This is a genomic window from Saccharopolyspora sp. NPDC050642 (assembly GCF_040654735.1).
GTDB lineage: Bacteria > Actinomycetota > Actinomycetes > Mycobacteriales > Pseudonocardiaceae > Saccharopolyspora > Saccharopolyspora elongata.
In genome coordinates, this window is the sequence record NZ_JBFAIN010000011.1 from 199718 (window position 1) to 216568 (window position 16851).

The 16851-nt window shown below is 71.9% G+C and carries 14 protein-coding genes; 13 read left to right on the forward strand and 1 reads right to left on the reverse strand.

The annotated features are described in order from the left end of the window. The first annotated feature begins 163 nt into the window (after nt 1–163). Genes benA through AB0H93_RS19745 form a run of 5 tightly spaced genes read left to right on the forward strand, consistent with a single transcriptional unit; the run spans nt 164 to nt 6502 of the window. Complete coding sequence (gene benA / locus AB0H93_RS19725) at nt 164–1525, forward strand: benzoate 1,2-dioxygenase large subunit (RefSeq protein ID WP_358574304.1); 1362 nt, start codon at nt 164–166, stop codon at nt 1523–1525. 8 nt (nt 1526–1533) lie between these two features. After that, nucleotides 1534–2031 (forward strand): benzoate 1,2-dioxygenase small subunit, encoded by a 498-nt coding sequence (benB, locus tag AB0H93_RS19730; RefSeq protein WP_358574306.1) that lies wholly within the window; start codon nt 1534–1536, stop codon nt 2029–2031. A 10-nt stretch (nt 2032–2041) separates the two neighbouring features. Further along, nucleotides 2042–3061, forward strand: coding sequence for a benzoate 1,2-dioxygenase electron transfer component BenC (gene benC / locus AB0H93_RS19735; RefSeq protein ID WP_358574308.1), 1020 nt, complete (start codon nt 2042–2044; stop codon nt 3059–3061). Then, a complete protein-coding gene (locus AB0H93_RS19740; protein ID WP_358574309.1) occupies nt 3058–3834 on the forward strand; it encodes a 1,6-dihydroxycyclohexa-2,4-diene-1-carboxylate dehydrogenase in 777 nt (258 codons plus the stop codon). The genes benC and AB0H93_RS19740 overlap by 4 nt, the downstream gene beginning before the upstream one ends. A 28-nt stretch (nt 3835–3862) precedes the next feature. Continuing rightward, the gene (locus AB0H93_RS19745) at nt 3863–6502 is read left to right on the forward strand and encodes a LuxR C-terminal-related transcriptional regulator (protein WP_358574310.1); all 2640 of its coding nucleotides are present in this window, start codon (nt 3863–3865) and stop codon (nt 6500–6502) included. Here the strand turns inward: AB0H93_RS19745 and AB0H93_RS19750 are convergent, their stop codons facing one another. Further along, nucleotides 6503–7519, reverse strand: coding sequence for an Lrp/AsnC family transcriptional regulator (locus AB0H93_RS19750; RefSeq protein ID WP_358574311.1), 1017 nt, complete (start codon nt 7517–7519; stop codon nt 6503–6505). Between the two features lie 100 nt (nt 7520–7619). On the opposite strand from AB0H93_RS19750, the gene AB0H93_RS19755 reads away from it, so the two are divergent. The 8 genes from AB0H93_RS19755 to AB0H93_RS19790 all read left to right on the forward strand — a co-directional run bounded on the left by AB0H93_RS19755 (nt 7620) and on the right by AB0H93_RS19790 (nt 16848). Continuing rightward, complete coding sequence (locus AB0H93_RS19755) at nt 7620–8909, forward strand: MFS transporter (RefSeq protein ID WP_358574312.1); 1290 nt, start codon at nt 7620–7622, stop codon at nt 8907–8909. 23 nt (nt 8910–8932) lie between these two features. Beyond that, entirely contained in the window at nt 8933–10354 is a 1422-nt protein-coding gene (locus AB0H93_RS19760; RefSeq protein WP_358574314.1) for an amidase family protein, read from the forward strand. A gap of 242 nt (nt 10355–10596) precedes the next feature. Then, on the forward strand, nt 10597–12138 hold the full coding sequence (locus AB0H93_RS19765) for an ABC transporter substrate-binding protein (protein ID WP_358574315.1): 1542 nt from the start codon (nt 10597–10599) through the stop codon (nt 12136–12138). Between the two features lie 4 nt (nt 12139–12142). Then, the gene (locus tag AB0H93_RS19770) at nt 12143–13087 is read left to right on the forward strand and encodes an ABC transporter permease (protein WP_358574317.1); all 945 of its coding nucleotides are present in this window, start codon (nt 12143–12145) and stop codon (nt 13085–13087) included. A 23-nt stretch (nt 13088–13110) separates the two neighbouring features. Then, nucleotides 13111–14031, forward strand: a complete 921-nt coding sequence (locus AB0H93_RS19775; RefSeq protein WP_358574318.1) for an ABC transporter permease — start codon at nt 13111–13113, stop codon at nt 14029–14031. Continuing rightward, on the forward strand, nt 14028–15011 hold the full coding sequence (locus AB0H93_RS19780; protein WP_358574319.1) for an ABC transporter ATP-binding protein: 984 nt from the start codon (nt 14028–14030) through the stop codon (nt 15009–15011). Before AB0H93_RS19775 ends, AB0H93_RS19780 begins: the two co-directional genes overlap by 4 nt. Next, nucleotides 15008–16054 carry an oligopeptide/dipeptide ABC transporter ATP-binding protein gene (locus tag AB0H93_RS19785; protein ID WP_358574320.1) on the forward strand — a complete coding sequence of 349 codons (1047 nt, stop codon included), beginning with the start codon at nt 15008–15010 and terminating at the stop codon, nt 16052–16054. Before AB0H93_RS19780 ends, AB0H93_RS19785 begins: the two co-directional genes overlap by 4 nt. Continuing rightward, nucleotides 16054–16848 (forward strand): alpha/beta hydrolase, encoded by a 795-nt coding sequence (locus AB0H93_RS19790; protein WP_358574321.1) that lies wholly within the window; start codon nt 16054–16056, stop codon nt 16846–16848. Before AB0H93_RS19785 ends, AB0H93_RS19790 begins: the two co-directional genes overlap by 1 nt. The last annotated feature ends 3 nt before the right edge of the window (nt 16849–16851 follow it).

Consider the following 16851-nt stretch of genomic DNA (forward strand, 5'->3'; position numbering starts at 1 on the left):
ATACTCATTCCCGATCGATTGGTATGTCGCAGATATCAATCGGCCCTAGGTCGGGACTGGGGGTTTTCCCGGCGTGATCCAGGCCACGGTCGTGCCAGCGTCTTCGGCAACCCGGACACCGAAGTCCGAAGGCGGGCACCGCGGCCCGCCGGAAGGAGGCACCATGCCCGAAGCGCTGGACCGCATCCGGACCGCGCTCGCCGACGCGCTGGTCGAAGACCCCGAGCGCGGCGTGCACCGCGCCAAGCGCAGCATCTTCACCGACCCGGAGCTCTTCGAGCTGGAGATGGCGCACATCTTCGAGGGCAACTGGATCTACCTGGCGCACGAGAGCCAGATCCCCGAGGTCGGCGACTACTTCACCACCCACATCGGCCGCCAGCCGGTGGTCATCACCCGCGACAAGCAGGGGCGGCTGAACGCGCTGCTCAACGCCTGCAGCCACCGCGGGGCCATGCTCTGCCGCCGCAAGCGGGACAACCGCACCACGCTCACCTGCCCGTTCCACGGCTGGACCTTCAGCAACAACGGCAAGCTGCTGAAGGTCAAGGATCCGCGGGACGCCGGGTACCCGGAGCAGTTCAACACCGACGGCTCGCACGACCTGACCCGGGTCGCCCGGTTCGACAACTACCGCGGCTTCCTGTTCGGCAGCCTCAACCCCGAGGTCAAGCCGCTCACCGAGCACCTGGGCGAGGCGACCAAGATCATCGACATGGTGGTGGACCAGTCCCCGGAGGGGCTGGAGGTCCTGCGCGGCGCCTCCACCTACGTCTTCGACGGCAACTGGAAGCTGCAGGCCGAGAACGGCGCCGACGGCTACCACGTCTCCGCGACGCACTGGAACTACGCCGCCACGACCGCCCGCCGAACCTCCGGGGAGTCCAGCAACGACACGAAGAACATGGACGCCGGCACCTGGTCCCGGCAGAAGGGCGGGTTCTACTCCTTCGAGCACGGCCACCTGCTGCTGTGGACGGAGTGGGCCGACCCCAGCAACCGGTCGCTGAACGAGAAGCGCGACGAGCTCGTGGCGCGGTTCGGCGAGGACCGGGCGAACTGGATGATCGGCTACTCCCGGAACCTGTGCCTGTACCCGAACGTCTACCTGATGGACCAGTTCAGCTCGCAGATCCGGCACTTCCGGCCGATCTCGGTGGACAAGACCGAGGTCACCATCTACTGCATCGCCCCGAAGGGCGAGAGCGCCGAGGCCCGCGCGAACCGGATCCGCCAGTACGAGGACTTCTTCAACGCCACCGGCATGGCCACCCCGGACGACCTGGAGGAGTTCCGGGCCTGCCAGCACACCTACCGGGCCACCGCCGCCCCGTGGAACGACCTCAGCCGCGGCGCGGTGCACCAGATCGCCGGCGCCGACGAGGACGCGAAGCGGCTCGGCATCTCGCCGATCGCCAGCGGGGTGCGCACCGAGGACGAGGGCCTCTACCCCATCCAGCACGGCTACTGGCTCGACACGATGCGCGCCGCCGTCGATTCCGCCGCAGCCCAGGGAAACCGGTGAGGCCCGTGATGACCACCGCGATCGAGACCGAAGCAGTCCGGCAGTTCCTGTACCGCGAGGCGCGCCACCTCGACGACCGGGAGTTCGAGGAGTGGCTGGAGTGCTACCACGAGGACGTCGAGTTCTGGATGCCCGCGTGGGACGACGATGACGAGCCGACCACCGATCCGCAGACCGAGATCTCGCTGATCTACTACCCCAACCGCGGCGGCCTCGAAGACCGGGTGTTCCGGATCCGCACCGACCGGTCGGCGGCGACCAGCATCCCGGAGCCGCGCACCGGCCACAACATCACCAACGTGGAGATCGTCGAGCAGCGCGGCCGACTGGTGGACGTGCGGTTCAACTGGTTCACCCTGTACTACCGCTACCACCACGTCGACACGTACTTCGGAACCTCGTTCTACACCATCGATTTCGGCGGCGAGCGACCGCTGATCACCAGCAAGCGGGTGGTGCTGAAGAACGATTATATCCACCACGTCGTCGACATCTACCACGTCTGAGGGGCCGGAGATGAGCTATCAAGTCGCGTTGAGCTTCGAGGACGGGGTCACCCGGTTCATCACCTGCGGTCCACATGAGACGGTCGCCGAGGCGTCCTACCGGTCGCGGATCAACATCCCGCTGGACTGCCGCGACGGCGCCTGCGGCACCTGCAAGTCGCGTTGCGTCGCCGGCGAGTACGACGGCGGCGACTACATCGAGGACGCGCTCACCGACGACGAGGCGGCGGCGGGATTCGCCTTGCCGTGCCAGATGGTGCCGCACAGCGACCTCGTGCTGGAGATCCCGGCGACCGCGGAATTCGCCAAGACGGGGGCCGCGGTGCACGCCGGCTCGATCACCGAGGTACGGCGGCTGTCGGCCAGCACGGTCGCCTTCGCCGTGGAGCTGGACGACCGCGACCAGCTGGCGTTCCTGCCCGGCCAGTACGTGAACGTGGCGGTGCCCGGGACCGGCGTGACGCGGTCGTACTCGTTCAGCACCGGGCCGGCCGAGAAGGCCGTGTCGTTCCTGGTCCGCATCACCGCCGGCGGCGCCATGTCGGGCTACCTCGCCGACCGGGCCGAGGTCGGCGACCGGGTCGAGTTCACCGGGCCGCTGGGGAGCTTCTTCCTCCGCGACCTGGTCCGCCCGGCCCTGCTGCTCGCCGGTGGCACCGGGTTGGCGCCGCTGCTGTCCATGCTGGAGCGGCTCACCGACATCGAGGTCGCCCACCCCGTGCACCTGATCTACGGGGTCAGCTCCGACACCGATCTGGTGGAGCTGGACAAGCTGCGCGCCTATGCCGACGCGATCGCGCGGTTCAGCTTCGACCACTGCGTCGCCGACGAGGCGAGCACCGCCGCCCACAAGGGCTACGTGACCAGCCTGCTCACGCCGGAACGCCTGCACGGCGGCGATGTCGACGTCTACCTGTGCGGGCCGCCGCCGATGGTCGAGGCGGTGCGCGGCCACCTGCGGGAATCCGGGATCGATCCGGCGAACTTCTACACCGAGAAGTTCACCGTCGCGGCGGAGGTGGGCAGGTGAACCGCTTCGCCGGGCAGGTCGTCGTCGTCACCGGCGCCGCGCAGGGCATCGGCCGGGCGGTGGCGGAGCGGTTGTTCGCCGAATCCGCCGAGGTGGTCCTGGCCGACCGGTCCGAACTGGTCCACGAGGTGGCCGCCGGGCTGGTCTCGGGCGGCCGCAAGGCGCACGCCGTGGTCGTCGACCTGGAGCAGTTCGCCGGTGCGGAGCAGGCGGTGGCCTGCGCCCGCGAACTGCACGGCGGCATCGACGTGCTGATCAACACCGTCGGCGGCACGATCTGGGCGAAGCCGTTCGAGCACTACCCGCCGGAGCAGATCGAAGCGGAGCTGCGGCGATCGCTGCTGCCGACCCTGTGGGGCTGCCGGGCTGCGCTGCCGCACCTGGTCCGGCAGGGGCACGGCACGATCGTGAACGTTTCGTCGGTGGCCACCCGCGGCGTCAACCGGGTGCCGTACGCGGCGGCGAAGGGCGGGGTCAACGCACTGACCACCGCCCTGGCGATGGAGGCCGCGCAGCACGGGATCCGGGTGGTGGCCACGGCCCCGGGCGGGACCGACGCGCCGCCGCGCCGCATCGCGCGCGGCCCGGCCGCCGAGACCGACCAGGAGAAGCGGTGGTACCGGGAGGTCGTGGACCAGACCGTCGCGTCGTCGCCGATGCGGCGCTACGGGACGCTGGCGGAACAGGCGGCGGCGATCGCGTTCCTCGCCTCCCCCGAGGCCTCCTACATCACCGGGACGGTGCTGCCGGTCGCCGGCGGTGACCTCGGGTGAGGGCGCGCCGTCCGATTACATTGGGCAGATGACCGGGCATGCAGAACCGATCGGCCGGCAGCGGGAGCTGGCCGAGCTGGACCGGTTGCTCGCCGCCGCGCCCGGTTTCGCGGCGGTGGCGGGTCCGGCCGGGATCGGGAAGACGGCCGTCGTCGACCACTTCCTGTCCCGGCATCCGCAGATCCGCGTGGCACGAGCGGTCGGCCTGCCCTGGGAGCAGTCGGACGCCTTCGCCGTGTTGGACCAGCTGTTGCGCGGATCCGACGCGCCCCGCGACGCGGCGGGGCTGCTCGCCTGGTGCTCCGCCGGCCCCGGCATCGTGGTCGTCGACGACGCGCAGTGGGCGGACGTCGAGTCGCTGGAGGCGCTGCTGTCGGCCTTCCGGCGCCTGACCTCGGAACCGGTCCTGATCGTCCTGGTCGCGCGCGAACTCCCCGCTGCGGTGCGACCGGGCGCGACAGTCCGAATAGGACCATTGATGGCGGCCGAGGTGCGGACGCTGGCGATGTTGCACGCGGGACGCGACCTGAGCGCCCCGACGGCCCACCAACTCGCCGCCCACACCGGTGGAAATCCCCGCCACATCAGGGATCTGCTCGACGAGCTCCCGCCGGAGACCTGGTCGCGATGGCACCCGGCGCTGCCCGCGCCCCGCGCCGTCGCCGCCGACGTCACCCGGAGGCTGCACGCCTGTTCCGCCGCGACGCGGGAGTTCATCGAGGCGGCTGCGGTGCTGGGCCGCACGGTCCCGGTCGCCGCGGCCGCCGAACTGGCCGACATCAAGGACCTCATCACCGCGCTGGACGCGGCGTGCGAAAGCGGGCTCGTCGGCACCGTTGCCGGGCACGGCCTGATGACCTTGGCGTTCCCGGATCCGCTGGTGCACGCCGCGATCTACCACGACGTGCCGCCGCTGGTGCGGTACGGGCTGCACGGCACGGCGGCGCAGCTCGCCGAGGACGAGCACGCCAAGCTGAAGCACCTGGTGGCCCAGACCCCCGCGCCGGATGCCGCGCTGGCCGACGAGCTCGACGACTTCGCCGCGCGGCAGGCCGGGCTCGGCGCGTGGTCGGTGGCCGGGCGGGCGCTGATCGACGCCAGCCGGCTCAGCCCGGCGAAGGCGGACCGCGAGCACCGGCTGGTCCGGGCGGTCGACGCGCTGGTGGGCGCCGGGGATCTCGCCCAGGCGAGCGCGTTCTCCGCGCAGATCGAGAGCTTCCCCCCGGGGCCGCTGCGCGATGCGGTGCTGGGTTACCTGGCGATCCAGCGCGGCCGTCCGGCCGAGGCCGAGCTGCTGCTGACCCGCGCGTGGGAGGCCTGCCGCCCCGGCCGCGAGCCGGAGACCGCGGCGCTGATCTGCCAGCGGCGGGTGCTGCACTCGCTGAGCCGCTGGCACGGCACCGACCTGGTCGCCTGGGGGCGTCGCGCCGTGGCGCTGGCCGATCCGCAGGACCCGTCGGCGGTGGAGTCCGAAGCGATCATGGGGCTGGGTCTGGCGGCGACCGGGCGGATCCGCGAGGCGCAGGACACCTACCGGGACGTGGTGGCGCGGGTGAGCCGGGGCGCGCAGTCGCAGCGGGTGCAGATGGGCAAGGGCTGGCTGGACCTGGCGCTGGACGACCCGCAGACGGCGCGCCGGGAACTGGAGATCGCAGTGCCCACCGAGTACCGGATGGGCGCACTGCGGATCTCCCTGTGGGCGCAGGCGTGGTTGGCGCGCGCCGACTTCGCGCTCGGCTCCTGGGACGAGGCGCTGCAAACCGTCGACCGCGCGGCCGTGCAACTCGCCGAAACCGGCCTGGAACTGGTGCGGCCGCTGGTGCACTGGACGGGCGCGCAGATCCACGCGCTGCGCGGGGATCCCGACGCCGCCCAGCGCCACCTGCGACAGGCCTCGGCATCCACGCACAACTACGAGATCATGCTGATCCCGGCGTGCCTGGCCCGCGCGCACTGCGCCGAGGCCCAATCCGATTACGAAGGCGTGCTGCGCGCGCTCGAACCGGTGGCCCAGTTGTGGCCCCGGGAGGGCGTGGACGAGCCGGGTTTCTGGCCGTGGCCCGACATCTACGGCAACGCGCTGGTCATGACCAATCGGGTGGCCGAGGCGGACGAGTTCCTGCGGCCGCACGAAGCCCTGGCCGCCGAGCGCGGGCACCGGTCGGCCACGGCCAGGCTCGGCTACGTTCGCGGGCGGATCCTCGCCGCGACGGGCGACGTCGATGCCGCGCGGGAATCCTTCGAAGCAGCGCTCGCGAACCTCCGGACGCTACCGCTGCCCTACGAGCGCACCCGGGTCCACTTCGCGTACGGCCAAACCCTGCGCCGGGCCGGGAAGCGCAAGGATGCCGACGTCGTCCTGCAACGAGCGCGGGACGGCTACGCGGCGCTGGGCGCCACCGCGTACGTGGTGCGCTGCGACCGCGAGCTCAAGGCGGGCGGGCTGCACCCGAAGCGCGGCGGCGTGGACCTCACCGAGCTCACCCCGCAGGAACAGGCGGTGGCCAAGCTGGTGGCGGCGGGCATGACCAACAAGCAGGTCGCCGCCGAGCTGTTCGTGTCGGTGAAGACCGTCCAGTTCCACCTGACCCGGATCTACGCGAAGCTCGGCATCCGCTCCCGCAGCGAGCTCGCCGCCCGCGGCCACGCCTCGCCGGCCGACGGTTGATCAGCGCCGCTGCCTGCCGACCGGGGTGAGCCGCACGCCGTCGCGGCGGACGAAGGCCCGCTTCAGGGCGGCGACGTTCATCGACACGTCGACCTGCTCGATGCCCTCGCGCGCGCCGACCACCTCGGTGAGGAACCGGTACAGCGCGGCCCGGTGCGGGAGCACCACGTTGGCGACCAGTTGGAAATCCCCTGTGGTGGCAACGAGGTAGCGCACGTCGTGGTGCGCGGCGAGGCTCTCGCCGACCGCGGCGAGGCTGCCCGGTGCGACGCGCAGCCACAGGAGCGCTTCGACCGCCCGGCCGAGCAGCGCCGGTTCGATGTCCGCGCGGATGAACACCAGCCCCCGCTTGCGCAGCGACTCCACCCGGCGCCAGGCGGTGGACGCCGAGATGCCCGCCGCGGCGGCGATCTGGTCGTTACCGGCGCGCCCGTCGACGGCCAGCAGGTCCAGGATCGCCGTTTCGTCCGGTGCCAGCTGCACCGTGCCCGGCTCGAACTCGGCGGTCAGGTCCAGGTCCGGGCGCACCAGTTCGGAGGCCTGCGGTTCCGCCGGCACGTCGAGCCGCCACTCGTGCACGGAGCGGAAGTACCGCAGGATCGCGTGCGTCCGCAGCGACACGATCCCGGGGATCTTGGCCAGCCGGTCCAGCAGGGCCGAGGTGAGGTCGTCCTGGCGGATGTCGATCTCCACGAAGCAGTCGGACGAGCCGTGGACCACCGCCACCCAGCGCGCCTGGGGCAGCTCGGCGAGCCGCCGCGCGGCGTCCCGCAGCCCGGCCGGCTCGCACTGCACCCGCAGCAGGTACGGCTCGCCCCAGCCGACTCGCTGGTAATGCACGATGCCGACGATCGCGAGGTGCCGCTCCCGCAGCAGCCGGGTGGCCCGGCGGGCCACGGTGCGCTCGGTCTCGCCCAGCACCCGCGCGATGCGTCCCCAGGAGGCGCGCCCGTCGATCTGCAGGGCCGCGACGATGCGCCGGTCGAGCTCGTCCAGCACCGGCAAGCGATCGGTCATGTCTGATTCTTTCAATATCCGGGATTTTCTTGTCTGTTCAATTCCCATGGTGCCAGGCTCTCAATCCACTTCCCCAGCACGTCTCCCCTAGGCAGGCACCATGGTCCCCCGCACCGGACTGGAGTCCAGACAACCCACGCTGCGCCGGCACCGCCGCGACCTGGTGGCCGCCAACATCGGCAACGCCCTGGAGTGGTTCGACTGGAACGTGTACGCGATCTTCGCGCCGTTCTTCGCCGCCCAGTTCTTCCACGCCGACAACACGCTGTCGGCGCTGCTGTCCACGCTGGCCGTCTTCGCCGTCGGGTTCCTGATGCGCCCGCTGGGCGGATACCTCTTCGGGCGGCTCGCCGACCGGCGCGGGCGCAAGATCAGCCTCGCGCTGTCGATGACGCTCACGGCGGGCGGCAGCCTGCTCATCGCGGTCTCCCCCACCTACGCCACCGTCGGCGTGCTCGCCTCGGTGCTGCTGGTGGTCGCGCGGATGGCGCAGGGGCTCGCGCACGGCGGCGAGGTCGGCGCGTCCTACACCTACGTCGCCGAGATCGCGCCGCCGAGCCGCCGCGGGCTGTGGTCCAGCACCGGGTACGTGAGCATCACCCTCGGCACCATCCTGGCCACCGGCACCGGCGCGCTGCTGACCACTGTGCTCAGCAGCGACCAGATGCGCTCCTGGGGCTGGCGGATCCCGTTCCTGCTGGGTGCCGTGCTCGGCGTGTACGCGATCGTGCTGCGCCGCCGCCTGACGGAATCCGCCGCGTACCAGCAGAAAACCACCGCGCAGCCGCGGACGTCGGTGCTGGCGCAGCTGTGGCGGCACCGCAAGGCCGCGGCGCTGAACATCGGGCTGACCATGGGCGGCACCGTCGGCTTCTACACCTGGGTGGTGTTCGCGCCGAGCTACGCGTCGTCGGTGAAGGGCATGGACCCGTCGGCGGCGCTGATCGCCGGCGTGCTCGCCCAGTGCGCGTACCTGGTGGCGCTGCCGATCGCCGGGCACCTCTCCGACCGGTTCGGGCGCAAGCCGGTGTACTACGTCTTCGCGATCGGCTACGTCGTGCTCCCGTTCCCGCTGGATTGGCTGGTGCAGGGCGAGTTCTGGCAGCTGCTGCTGGCGATGAGCATCGCGCTGGTCGTGATGGCGTGCTCCAGCGCGATCATCGGCGCGATGGTCTCCGAGCTGTTCCCCACCTCGGTCCGGGCGACCGGCGTGGGCCTGCCTTACTCGATCGCGGTCGCGCTGTTCGGCGGCACCGCGCCCTACCTGAACACCTGGCTGACCGGCATCGGGTACCACTCCGCCTTCCTCGGCTACCTGGTGGCGATGTGCGCGCTGACCGTGGTGTGCCTGTGGCGGATGCCGGAAACCCGGGGCAAGGACCTCACCTGATGAAGAGGGAGCTGTAGACCACTGTGGACGCCCAAGACCTGTGGACCTCGGACGCCGTGCGGCTGCACGAAATGCTGGTGCGCAAGGAGGTGTCGAGCCGGGAGGTGCTGGCCGCCTTCCTGTCGCGCATCGAGGAGACCAATCCCGCGGTCAACGCGATCGTGACGACCTGCCCGGAGGAGGCCGAGCGGGCGGCCCGCCGGGCCGACGACGCCCTCGCCCGCACCGGCGAGCCGCTCGGCCCGCTGCACGGGCTGCCGGTGGCGCACAAGGATCTGCTGGACACGAAGGGAATCCGCACCACCTACGGGTCGCGGGCCTTCGCCGAGCACGTGCCGCAGGCCGACGCGCTGACCGTGGAGCAGTACCGCGCGGCCGGGGCGATCATGGTCGGCAAGACGAACACGCCGGAGTTCGGCGCGGGATCGCACACCCGCAACGAGGTCTTCGGCACCACCCGCAACCCGCACGACCTGACCAGGAGCGCCGGCGGGAGCAGCGGCGGCGCGGCGGCGGCGCTGGCCGCCGGCATGCTGCCGATCGCCGACGGCTCGGACATGGGCGGGTCGCTGCGCAACCCGGCGTCGTTCTGCAACGTGGTGGGCCTGCGGCCGACCCACGGCCGGGTTCCGTCCTGGCCCGCCACCTTCCCGCAGTTCCCGTACGTCACCAACGGCGCGATGGGGCGCTCGGTGGACGACGTGGCGTTGCAGATGCGGGTGCTCAACGCAGCGGACCCGCGCTGCCAGGTCGCGGCGCCGGTGACCTCCTTCGGGCTGGATGCCGGCGCGGCGGTGTCCGGCACCGTGGTCGCGGTCGACGCCGACCTCGACGGCCTTCCGGTGGATCCGGCCGTGCGGAAGGTGTTCGCCGGGGTCGCCGCGGTGCTGGCCGGGCTCGGCTGCGAGGTGCGGGAGGCGACGCCCGGTTTCGAAGGCGCCGACGACGCCTTCGAGACCTGGCGCGCCTGGTACCAGGTGCTGTCCTTCGGCGAGCTCGTCGAGCAGCAGCGCGACGTCCTCGGCCCGAACATCGTCTGGAACGTCGACCGGGGGCTCGAGGTCTCCGGCGCGGATCTGGTGCGCGCGGAGCGCAACCGGATGGCGGTGGTCGAGCGGGCGCGGGAGTTCATGACCGGCCACGAGTTCCTGGTCTGCCCGGTGAGCCAGGTGCCGCCGTTCGACGCCGGGCTGCGCTACCCGGCGGCGGTCGACGGGGTGCCCAGCCGCCACTACCTCGACTGGATGCGGGCCTGCTCGCGGATCACCGTCACCGGACTGCCCGCCGCGTCGGTGCCGTTCGGGTTCACCGACGACGGCTTGCCGGTGGGCGTGCAGGTGGTCGGCCGTCCGGGCGCCGACGCCGACGTGCTCCGCTTCGCCGGGGTGCTCCAGGAAGCCGCCACCGGCTCGCGCATCGCACCGGTGGTGCGCAACCCGCGCTAGAAATCCGAGGCTGAACCGGCACACCGAACCGGCCGCCGCACGGGGTCTGCACCGATCAACACCCGTTCGGCGGCCATGGTTTCGCCCTATTCGTCCGTTCGCCCAGGGCTATTTGATTCTGTGATCCAGCTCTCCTTGAATAGGGCGACCGATCACGAGATCTCCGACTCGGGCCGCACCACCAGGCGTGCTCGCGCAGGACAACCGCCGACGCCGTACTCGCCGAAGAGCCGGAGGTCCGGGTGCCCGCACATCGCAAGTTCCTCGCCGCAGCAGCCATTTTCGCGCTGCTCGCGCTCACCGCGGCGTGCGGGGGCATCAACACCGAGGCGACCGGATCGGCCTCCGGCGGTGCCGGCAGCACCTTCCGGTTCGCCTACTCCGTCGGCCCCAGCCGCTACGACCCGCACCGCGCCTCGTCCAGCTTCGACAACGCCTCCCTGTTCCCGGTCTACGACCGCCTGGTGCACCTGACCACCGCCGCCGGACCGGTGCCCGGCCTGGCCACCGGTTGGCAGTACACCGACGGCGGCAAGCGGCTGGTCTTCGAACTGCGGCCGGGCGTGCGGTTCCACGACGGCACCCCGTTCGACGCCGCCGCCGCGAAGGCGAACCTGGACCGCGCCCGCACGCTGCAAGGCTCGACCGTCGCCTCCGAGCTGAAAGCGGTGGAACGGGTCGACGTGCTCGGGCCGCTGACCATCGCGCTGGCGCTCACCGCGCCGGACAGCTCGCTGATCGGCGTGTTGTCCGACCGGGCCGGGATGATGGTCAGCCCGGCGGCGTTCGACGACCCGCAGCTGGACCTGCGGCCGGTCGGCGCCGGGCCGTACCAGATCGTCAGCTACAGCCCGAACGACCGCGTCGTGCTGCGCCGCTTCCCCGGCTACTGGGATCCCGCCGCCCAGCAGGTCGAGACGATGGCGATCGTCATCCAGCCCGACACGACGACGCGGATGAACGCGCTGCGCGCCGGCGAGGTCGACGCCGCGCTGCTGGCGGGGAACCAGGTCGCCGAGGCCCGGCAGTACGACCTCGGCGTCGTCGGCGACGTGACCCTCGCCTTCTACCACCTGCAGCTCAACCGCACCCGCGCCGAGTTCGGCGACATCCGGGTGCGGCGCGCGCTCAACCACGCGATCGACCGCGACGCCATCATCCACGGCGTGCTGTTCGGCAACGGGAAACCGGCCTCGCAGCCCTTCCCGCCCGGGTACTACGCGCACGACCCGGACCTGCCCGATCCCTACCCGTACGATCCGCAGAAGGCGCGGCAGCTGCTCGCCGAGGCCGGGCTGGCCGGCGGTTTCGAGTTCGAGGCGATCGTGCCCAACACCGATCCCGGCACCGCCGTCGCCGTGCAGGAACAACTCGCCGACATCGGGGTGCGGATGAAGATCCGCGAGGTCTCCTCCGGCGAAGCGGCCGACCTGTTCTACGGCAGGCAGCAGGGCGACGCGATGGTCGCGCCGTGGGGCGGGCGCGCCGACCCGATCCAGACCCTCGGACTGCTCTACTCCAGCAAGGGTTTCTCCAACCCCGGCGGGCACACCACGCCCGAGCTGGAGCAGCTGATCGGGCAGGCCAGGCGGACCATCGACCCGGCGGCGCGCACCGAACTCCTGCACCGGATCGACCGGATGGTCCTGGACCAGGCGCTGGACGTGCCGGTGGTCTTCGCCGACACCAACTACGGGCACGCCGCGCGCGTTACCGACCTGCGCAGCTGGTTGTCCAACAAGCCCGAGTTCCGCGGCGTCGGCGCGGCCGGAACGGGGAGGTGACCGGGTGCTACAGCTGGTTGTCCGCCGCCTGGCGGCGATGGTTCCGCTGCTGTTCCTCGTTTCGCTGATCGTGTTCGGGCTGGTGCTGCTGGTGCCCGGCGACCCGGCCATCACCATCGCCGGGGAGAACGCCACCCAGGCCCAGATCGAGGCGACCCGCGAACGCCTCGGGCTCAACGACTCGCTGCTGGAGCAGTACTGGCGCTGGGCGAGCCACGCCGTCCAGGGCGACCTGGGCACGTCGATGTTCAGCAACCGCGGCGTTTCCGGCGCCATCGCGGAGCGCTTCCCTGCCACCGTGTCGCTGACCGCGGTCGCCATCGTGATGGCGCTGCTGATCAGCGTGCCCGCCGCGGTCGCCGCGGCCACCAGCCGGGGCCGCTGGCTGGACCGGTTCGCCACGGTCGGCACGTCGGTGGGCGTGGCCATGCCGAACTTCTGGCTCGGGCTGCTGCTGGCCACCGCGCTGGCGCTGAACCTGCGGCTGCTGCCCGCCACCGGGTACGTGCCGCTGGACGACGATCCGGTCGCCTGGCTGGCGCACCTCCTGCTGCCCGGTTTCACGCTGGGCCTGGCGGCCGCCGCCGAACTCACCCGCCAGCTGCGCAGCTCGCTGATCGACGTCTTCGACCAGGACTACCTGCGCACCGCCCGCGCCAAGGGCCTGCGCACCACCAGCGTCATCGCCAAGCACGCGCTGAAGAACGCGGCCACGCCGGTGGTCACGGTGCTGGGCATGCGGATCTCGGTGCTGCTGGGCGGAACCGTTGTCGTCGAGCAGATCTTCGGCATCCCCGGCCTCGGCCAGCTGGCGATCACCGCCGTGCTGCAACGGGATCTGCCGATGGTGCAGGGCGTCGTCGTGGTCACCGCCGTGATGGTGATGCTGGCCAACCTGGCGGTCGACCTGTCCTACGGCTACCTCAACCCGAAGGTGCGAGCGCAGTGAGCGCCGGCGAGGGAGGAGCGGAGTTGACCGACACCACGCAGCGGTGGACGCGGCACGTCGCCGCGGAGACCACCGCGGACGACCTCGGCCCGCCGCAGTCGCCGAGGCAGCGGTTCTGGCGCCGCTTCCGGCGGCAGCGCCCGGCAGTGCTCGCGCTGCTGTTCCTGCTGGTGCTGACGGCGGTCGCGGTGTTCGCGCCGCTGCTGGCCCCGGCCGATCCCGATGACCAGAACCTGCGCAACGTGCTCGCCGCGCCGGGCGCCGACGGGTATCTGCTGGGCACCGACCAGTTCGGCCGCGACATGCTCAGCCGGATGCTGGTGGCCAGCCGCATCTCGCTGCTCGCCGCGGTGGAAGCCGTCGGCGTCGCGGTGGTGCTCGGGGTGCCGCTCGGGCTCGTCGGCGCGTACCTCGGCGGCCGGTTCGACCGCTGGGTGGTGCGGTTGGCGGACGCGTTCATGAGCTTCCCACCGCTGATCCTGGCGGTGGCGATCGTCGCCGCCCGCGGCCCGGGCCTGACCAACGCGATGTTCGCGGTCGGCCTGGTCACCGCGCCGCGCCTGCTGCGCCTGGTGCGCAGCTCGGTGCTGTCGGTGCGGGAGGAGACCTACATCGAGGCGGCCCGCAGCATCGGCACCCCGGCGGGCCGCATCATCCGCCGGCACGTGCTGCCCAACGTGCTGTCGCCGCTGCTGGTCCAGCTCTCGCTCGTCGCGGCGTTCGCGATGCTCGCGGAGGCGACGCTGAGCTTCCTCGGCCTCGGTGTGGTGCCGCCGCAGGCGAGCTGGGGTTCGATGTTGCAGGAGGGCGCGAGGTTCGTGTCGCTGGCGCCGCACCTGGTGGTCCTCCCCGGCGTCGCCATCGCGCTGACGGTGCTGGCGTTCAACGTCCTCGGCGACGGGCTGCGCGACTCGCTCGGCCGGGAGATCAGGAGCGGTCGATGAGCGTGCTGCAGGTGTCCGACCTCGACGTCCGGTTCGCCACCGACCGCGGCTGGGTCACGGTGGTCGAAGGCGTGTCGTTCGCCGTCGAAGCCGGGGCGACGCTGGGCCTGGTCGGCGAATCCGGCTCCGGCAAGACCGTCACCAGCCTGGCGATGCTGGGCCTGCTGCCGCCGCGGACCAGCCGGGTGTCCCGCGGCAGCATCCGGCTCGACGGCACCGAGCTGGTCGGCCTGCCGCAGAAGCGGCTGGCCGACATCCGCGGCAACGACATCGCGATGATCTTCCAGGAGCCGATGTCGTCGCTGAACCCGGCGTTCACCATCGGCGACCAGATCGCGGAAACCGTGCGGCGGCACCGCAAGGTGTCCCGCAGGGCGGCGATGGGCCGCGCCGTCGCGGCGCTGGACCAGGTCGGCATCCCGAACGCGGCGCGCCGGGTGCGCAGCTACCCGCACGAGTTCTCCGGCGGGATGCGGCAGCGGGCGATGATCGCGATGGCGATCTGCTGCGAGCCGAAGGTGCTCGTCGCCGACGAGCCGACGACGGCGCTGGACGTGACGATCCAGGCCCAGATGCTCGACCTGCTGCGGCAGATGCGCGACGAGCTCGGCATGGGGATGGTGTTCATCACCCACGACCTGGGCGTGGTCGCCGACATCTGCGACCGGGTGGTGGTGATGTACGCCGGGCAGGTGGTGGCGGCCGACGACGTCGACCACCTCTTCAGCCACCCGCCGCACCCCTACGCCGAGGGCCTGCTGGCCGCCATGCCGCAGGTCGGCGGCGCGGAGCGGCTGGCCACCATCCCCGGCCAGGCCCCGACGCCGGGCGTCGTGCCCGACGGCTGCCGCTTCCACCCCCGCTGCCCGTACGCCGCCGACCGCTGCGCCACCGGCGCCCCGGAGCTCCGGCCGTTCGACCTGCACCGCGCCACCCGGTGCGTCCGCTCCGACGAACTCCTGTTGCGAGGCCCGGCATGACCGCACTGCTCGAAGTCGAGGACCTGTCGGTGAGCTTCCCGTTGCAGCGCGGCCTGTTCCGGCGCGGGGCGCGGCTGCGTGCGGTGGACGGGGTGTCGTTCGAGGTGGCCGCCGGGGAGATCCTCGGGCTGGTCGGCGAGTCCGGCTCCGGCAAGTCGACCACCGGCCGGGCCCTGATGCGGCTGGTCGACCCCGACGGCGGCGCGGTCCGGCTGCGGGGCACCGAGCTGACCGCGCTCGGCGGCCGCGAGCTGCGGCGGCACCGCAGGCACATCCAGATGGTGTTCCAGGACCCCTACTCGTCGCTGGACCCGTCGATGGTGGTCGCCGAGAGCGTCGGCGAACCGCTGGAGGTGCACGAGGGCCTGCGCGGGAAGGCCCGCGACGAACGGGTCCGGGACCTGCTGGTGCGGGTGGGCCTGTCGCCCCGCCACCTGGAGCGCTACCCGTACGAGTTCTCCGGCGGGCAGCGGCAGCGGCTGGCCATCGCCCGCGCGCTGGCGGTCGACCCGGACGTCGTGGTCTGCGACGAGGCGGTGTCCGCATTGGACGTTTCGACGCAGAACCAGATCATCAACCTGCTGGAGGAACTGCGCGCCGAACTGGGCACCTCGTACCTGTTCATCTCGCACGACCTGTCGGTGGTGCGGCAGCTCGCCCAGCGCGTGGCGGTGATGTACCTGGGGCGGCTCGTGGAGGAAGGCCCGTCGCAGCGCCTCTACTCCCATCCCGCCCACCCGTACACCGAGGCGCTGCTGTCGGCGGTCCCGGTGCCCAACCCGAAGGTGCAGCGCCGCCGCGAACGCATCGTGCTCCCCGGCGATCCGCCGGACCCGACCGATCCTCCCGGCGGCTGCACCTTCCACCCGCGCTGCCCGTACGCGATGGACGTCTGCCGCTCGGTCGTCCCCGAGCCGACGCCCGTCGACGGCGGCGGCACGGTGCGCTGCCACCTGCACACCAGCGGGCCCGCGCTGGCGGGCGGTTCCGTCCTGGAACTGCGTGCCGCAGAATCGGGGGCGGCAACCGACACCGGGAGTTGATGGGCTTGCAGACCGCGACGGCCGCGCTGAACGACGTCAAGACGCACTACTGCGCCAACGGTTCCGGCCCGGCCGTGGTGTTCGTGCACGGCCTCGCCGAGGACCACCGCAGTTGGCGGCGCCAGCAGGAGGAGTTCGCCGACCACCGCACCTACGCCTACGACGTGCGCGGGCACGGCGCCAGCACGGTCGGCGACGCGAACGGGACCCTGGCCCAGCTGCGGGACGATCTGCTCGCGTTCCTCGCCGAGATCTCCGGACCTGCGGTGTGCGTGGGATTCTCCCTCGGCGGCACGGTGGTGCTCTCCGCCGCGGCGCACCGTCCGGACCTGGTCACCGGCGTCGTCGTGCTCGGGACGTCCTCGGTGGTGGGGCGGGCGGCGGCCGAGATCAACCTGCAGCGGGCCGCGGAGACCGGCGACGCCGTGCTCGACTCGCTGCGCGCGGACACCAGGATGATGGTCGCGAACTCCACAGTGGACCTCGACGAGGTGGTCGCGCGGCGCGCGGAGTCCCTCGGCGACGGCCGCGGCTACTCGAACGCGGCGACCGCGATGGCGGGCCTGCGCGGCAACCCGCTGACCCCGGAGCTGGCGGCGATCGAGTGCCCGGTGACGGTGATCGGCGGCGAGCACGACGCCCTCTGCCCGCGCAAGGCGGCCGACATCCTCCTCGCAGCACTCCCCCAGGCCACGTACCAGGAAATCCCCGGCGCGGGCCACCTGATGAACGTCGACAACCCGGAGGCCGTCACAGCCGCGCTGCGCAATGCCCTGGCCGTGCAAGGGCCGTGAGCC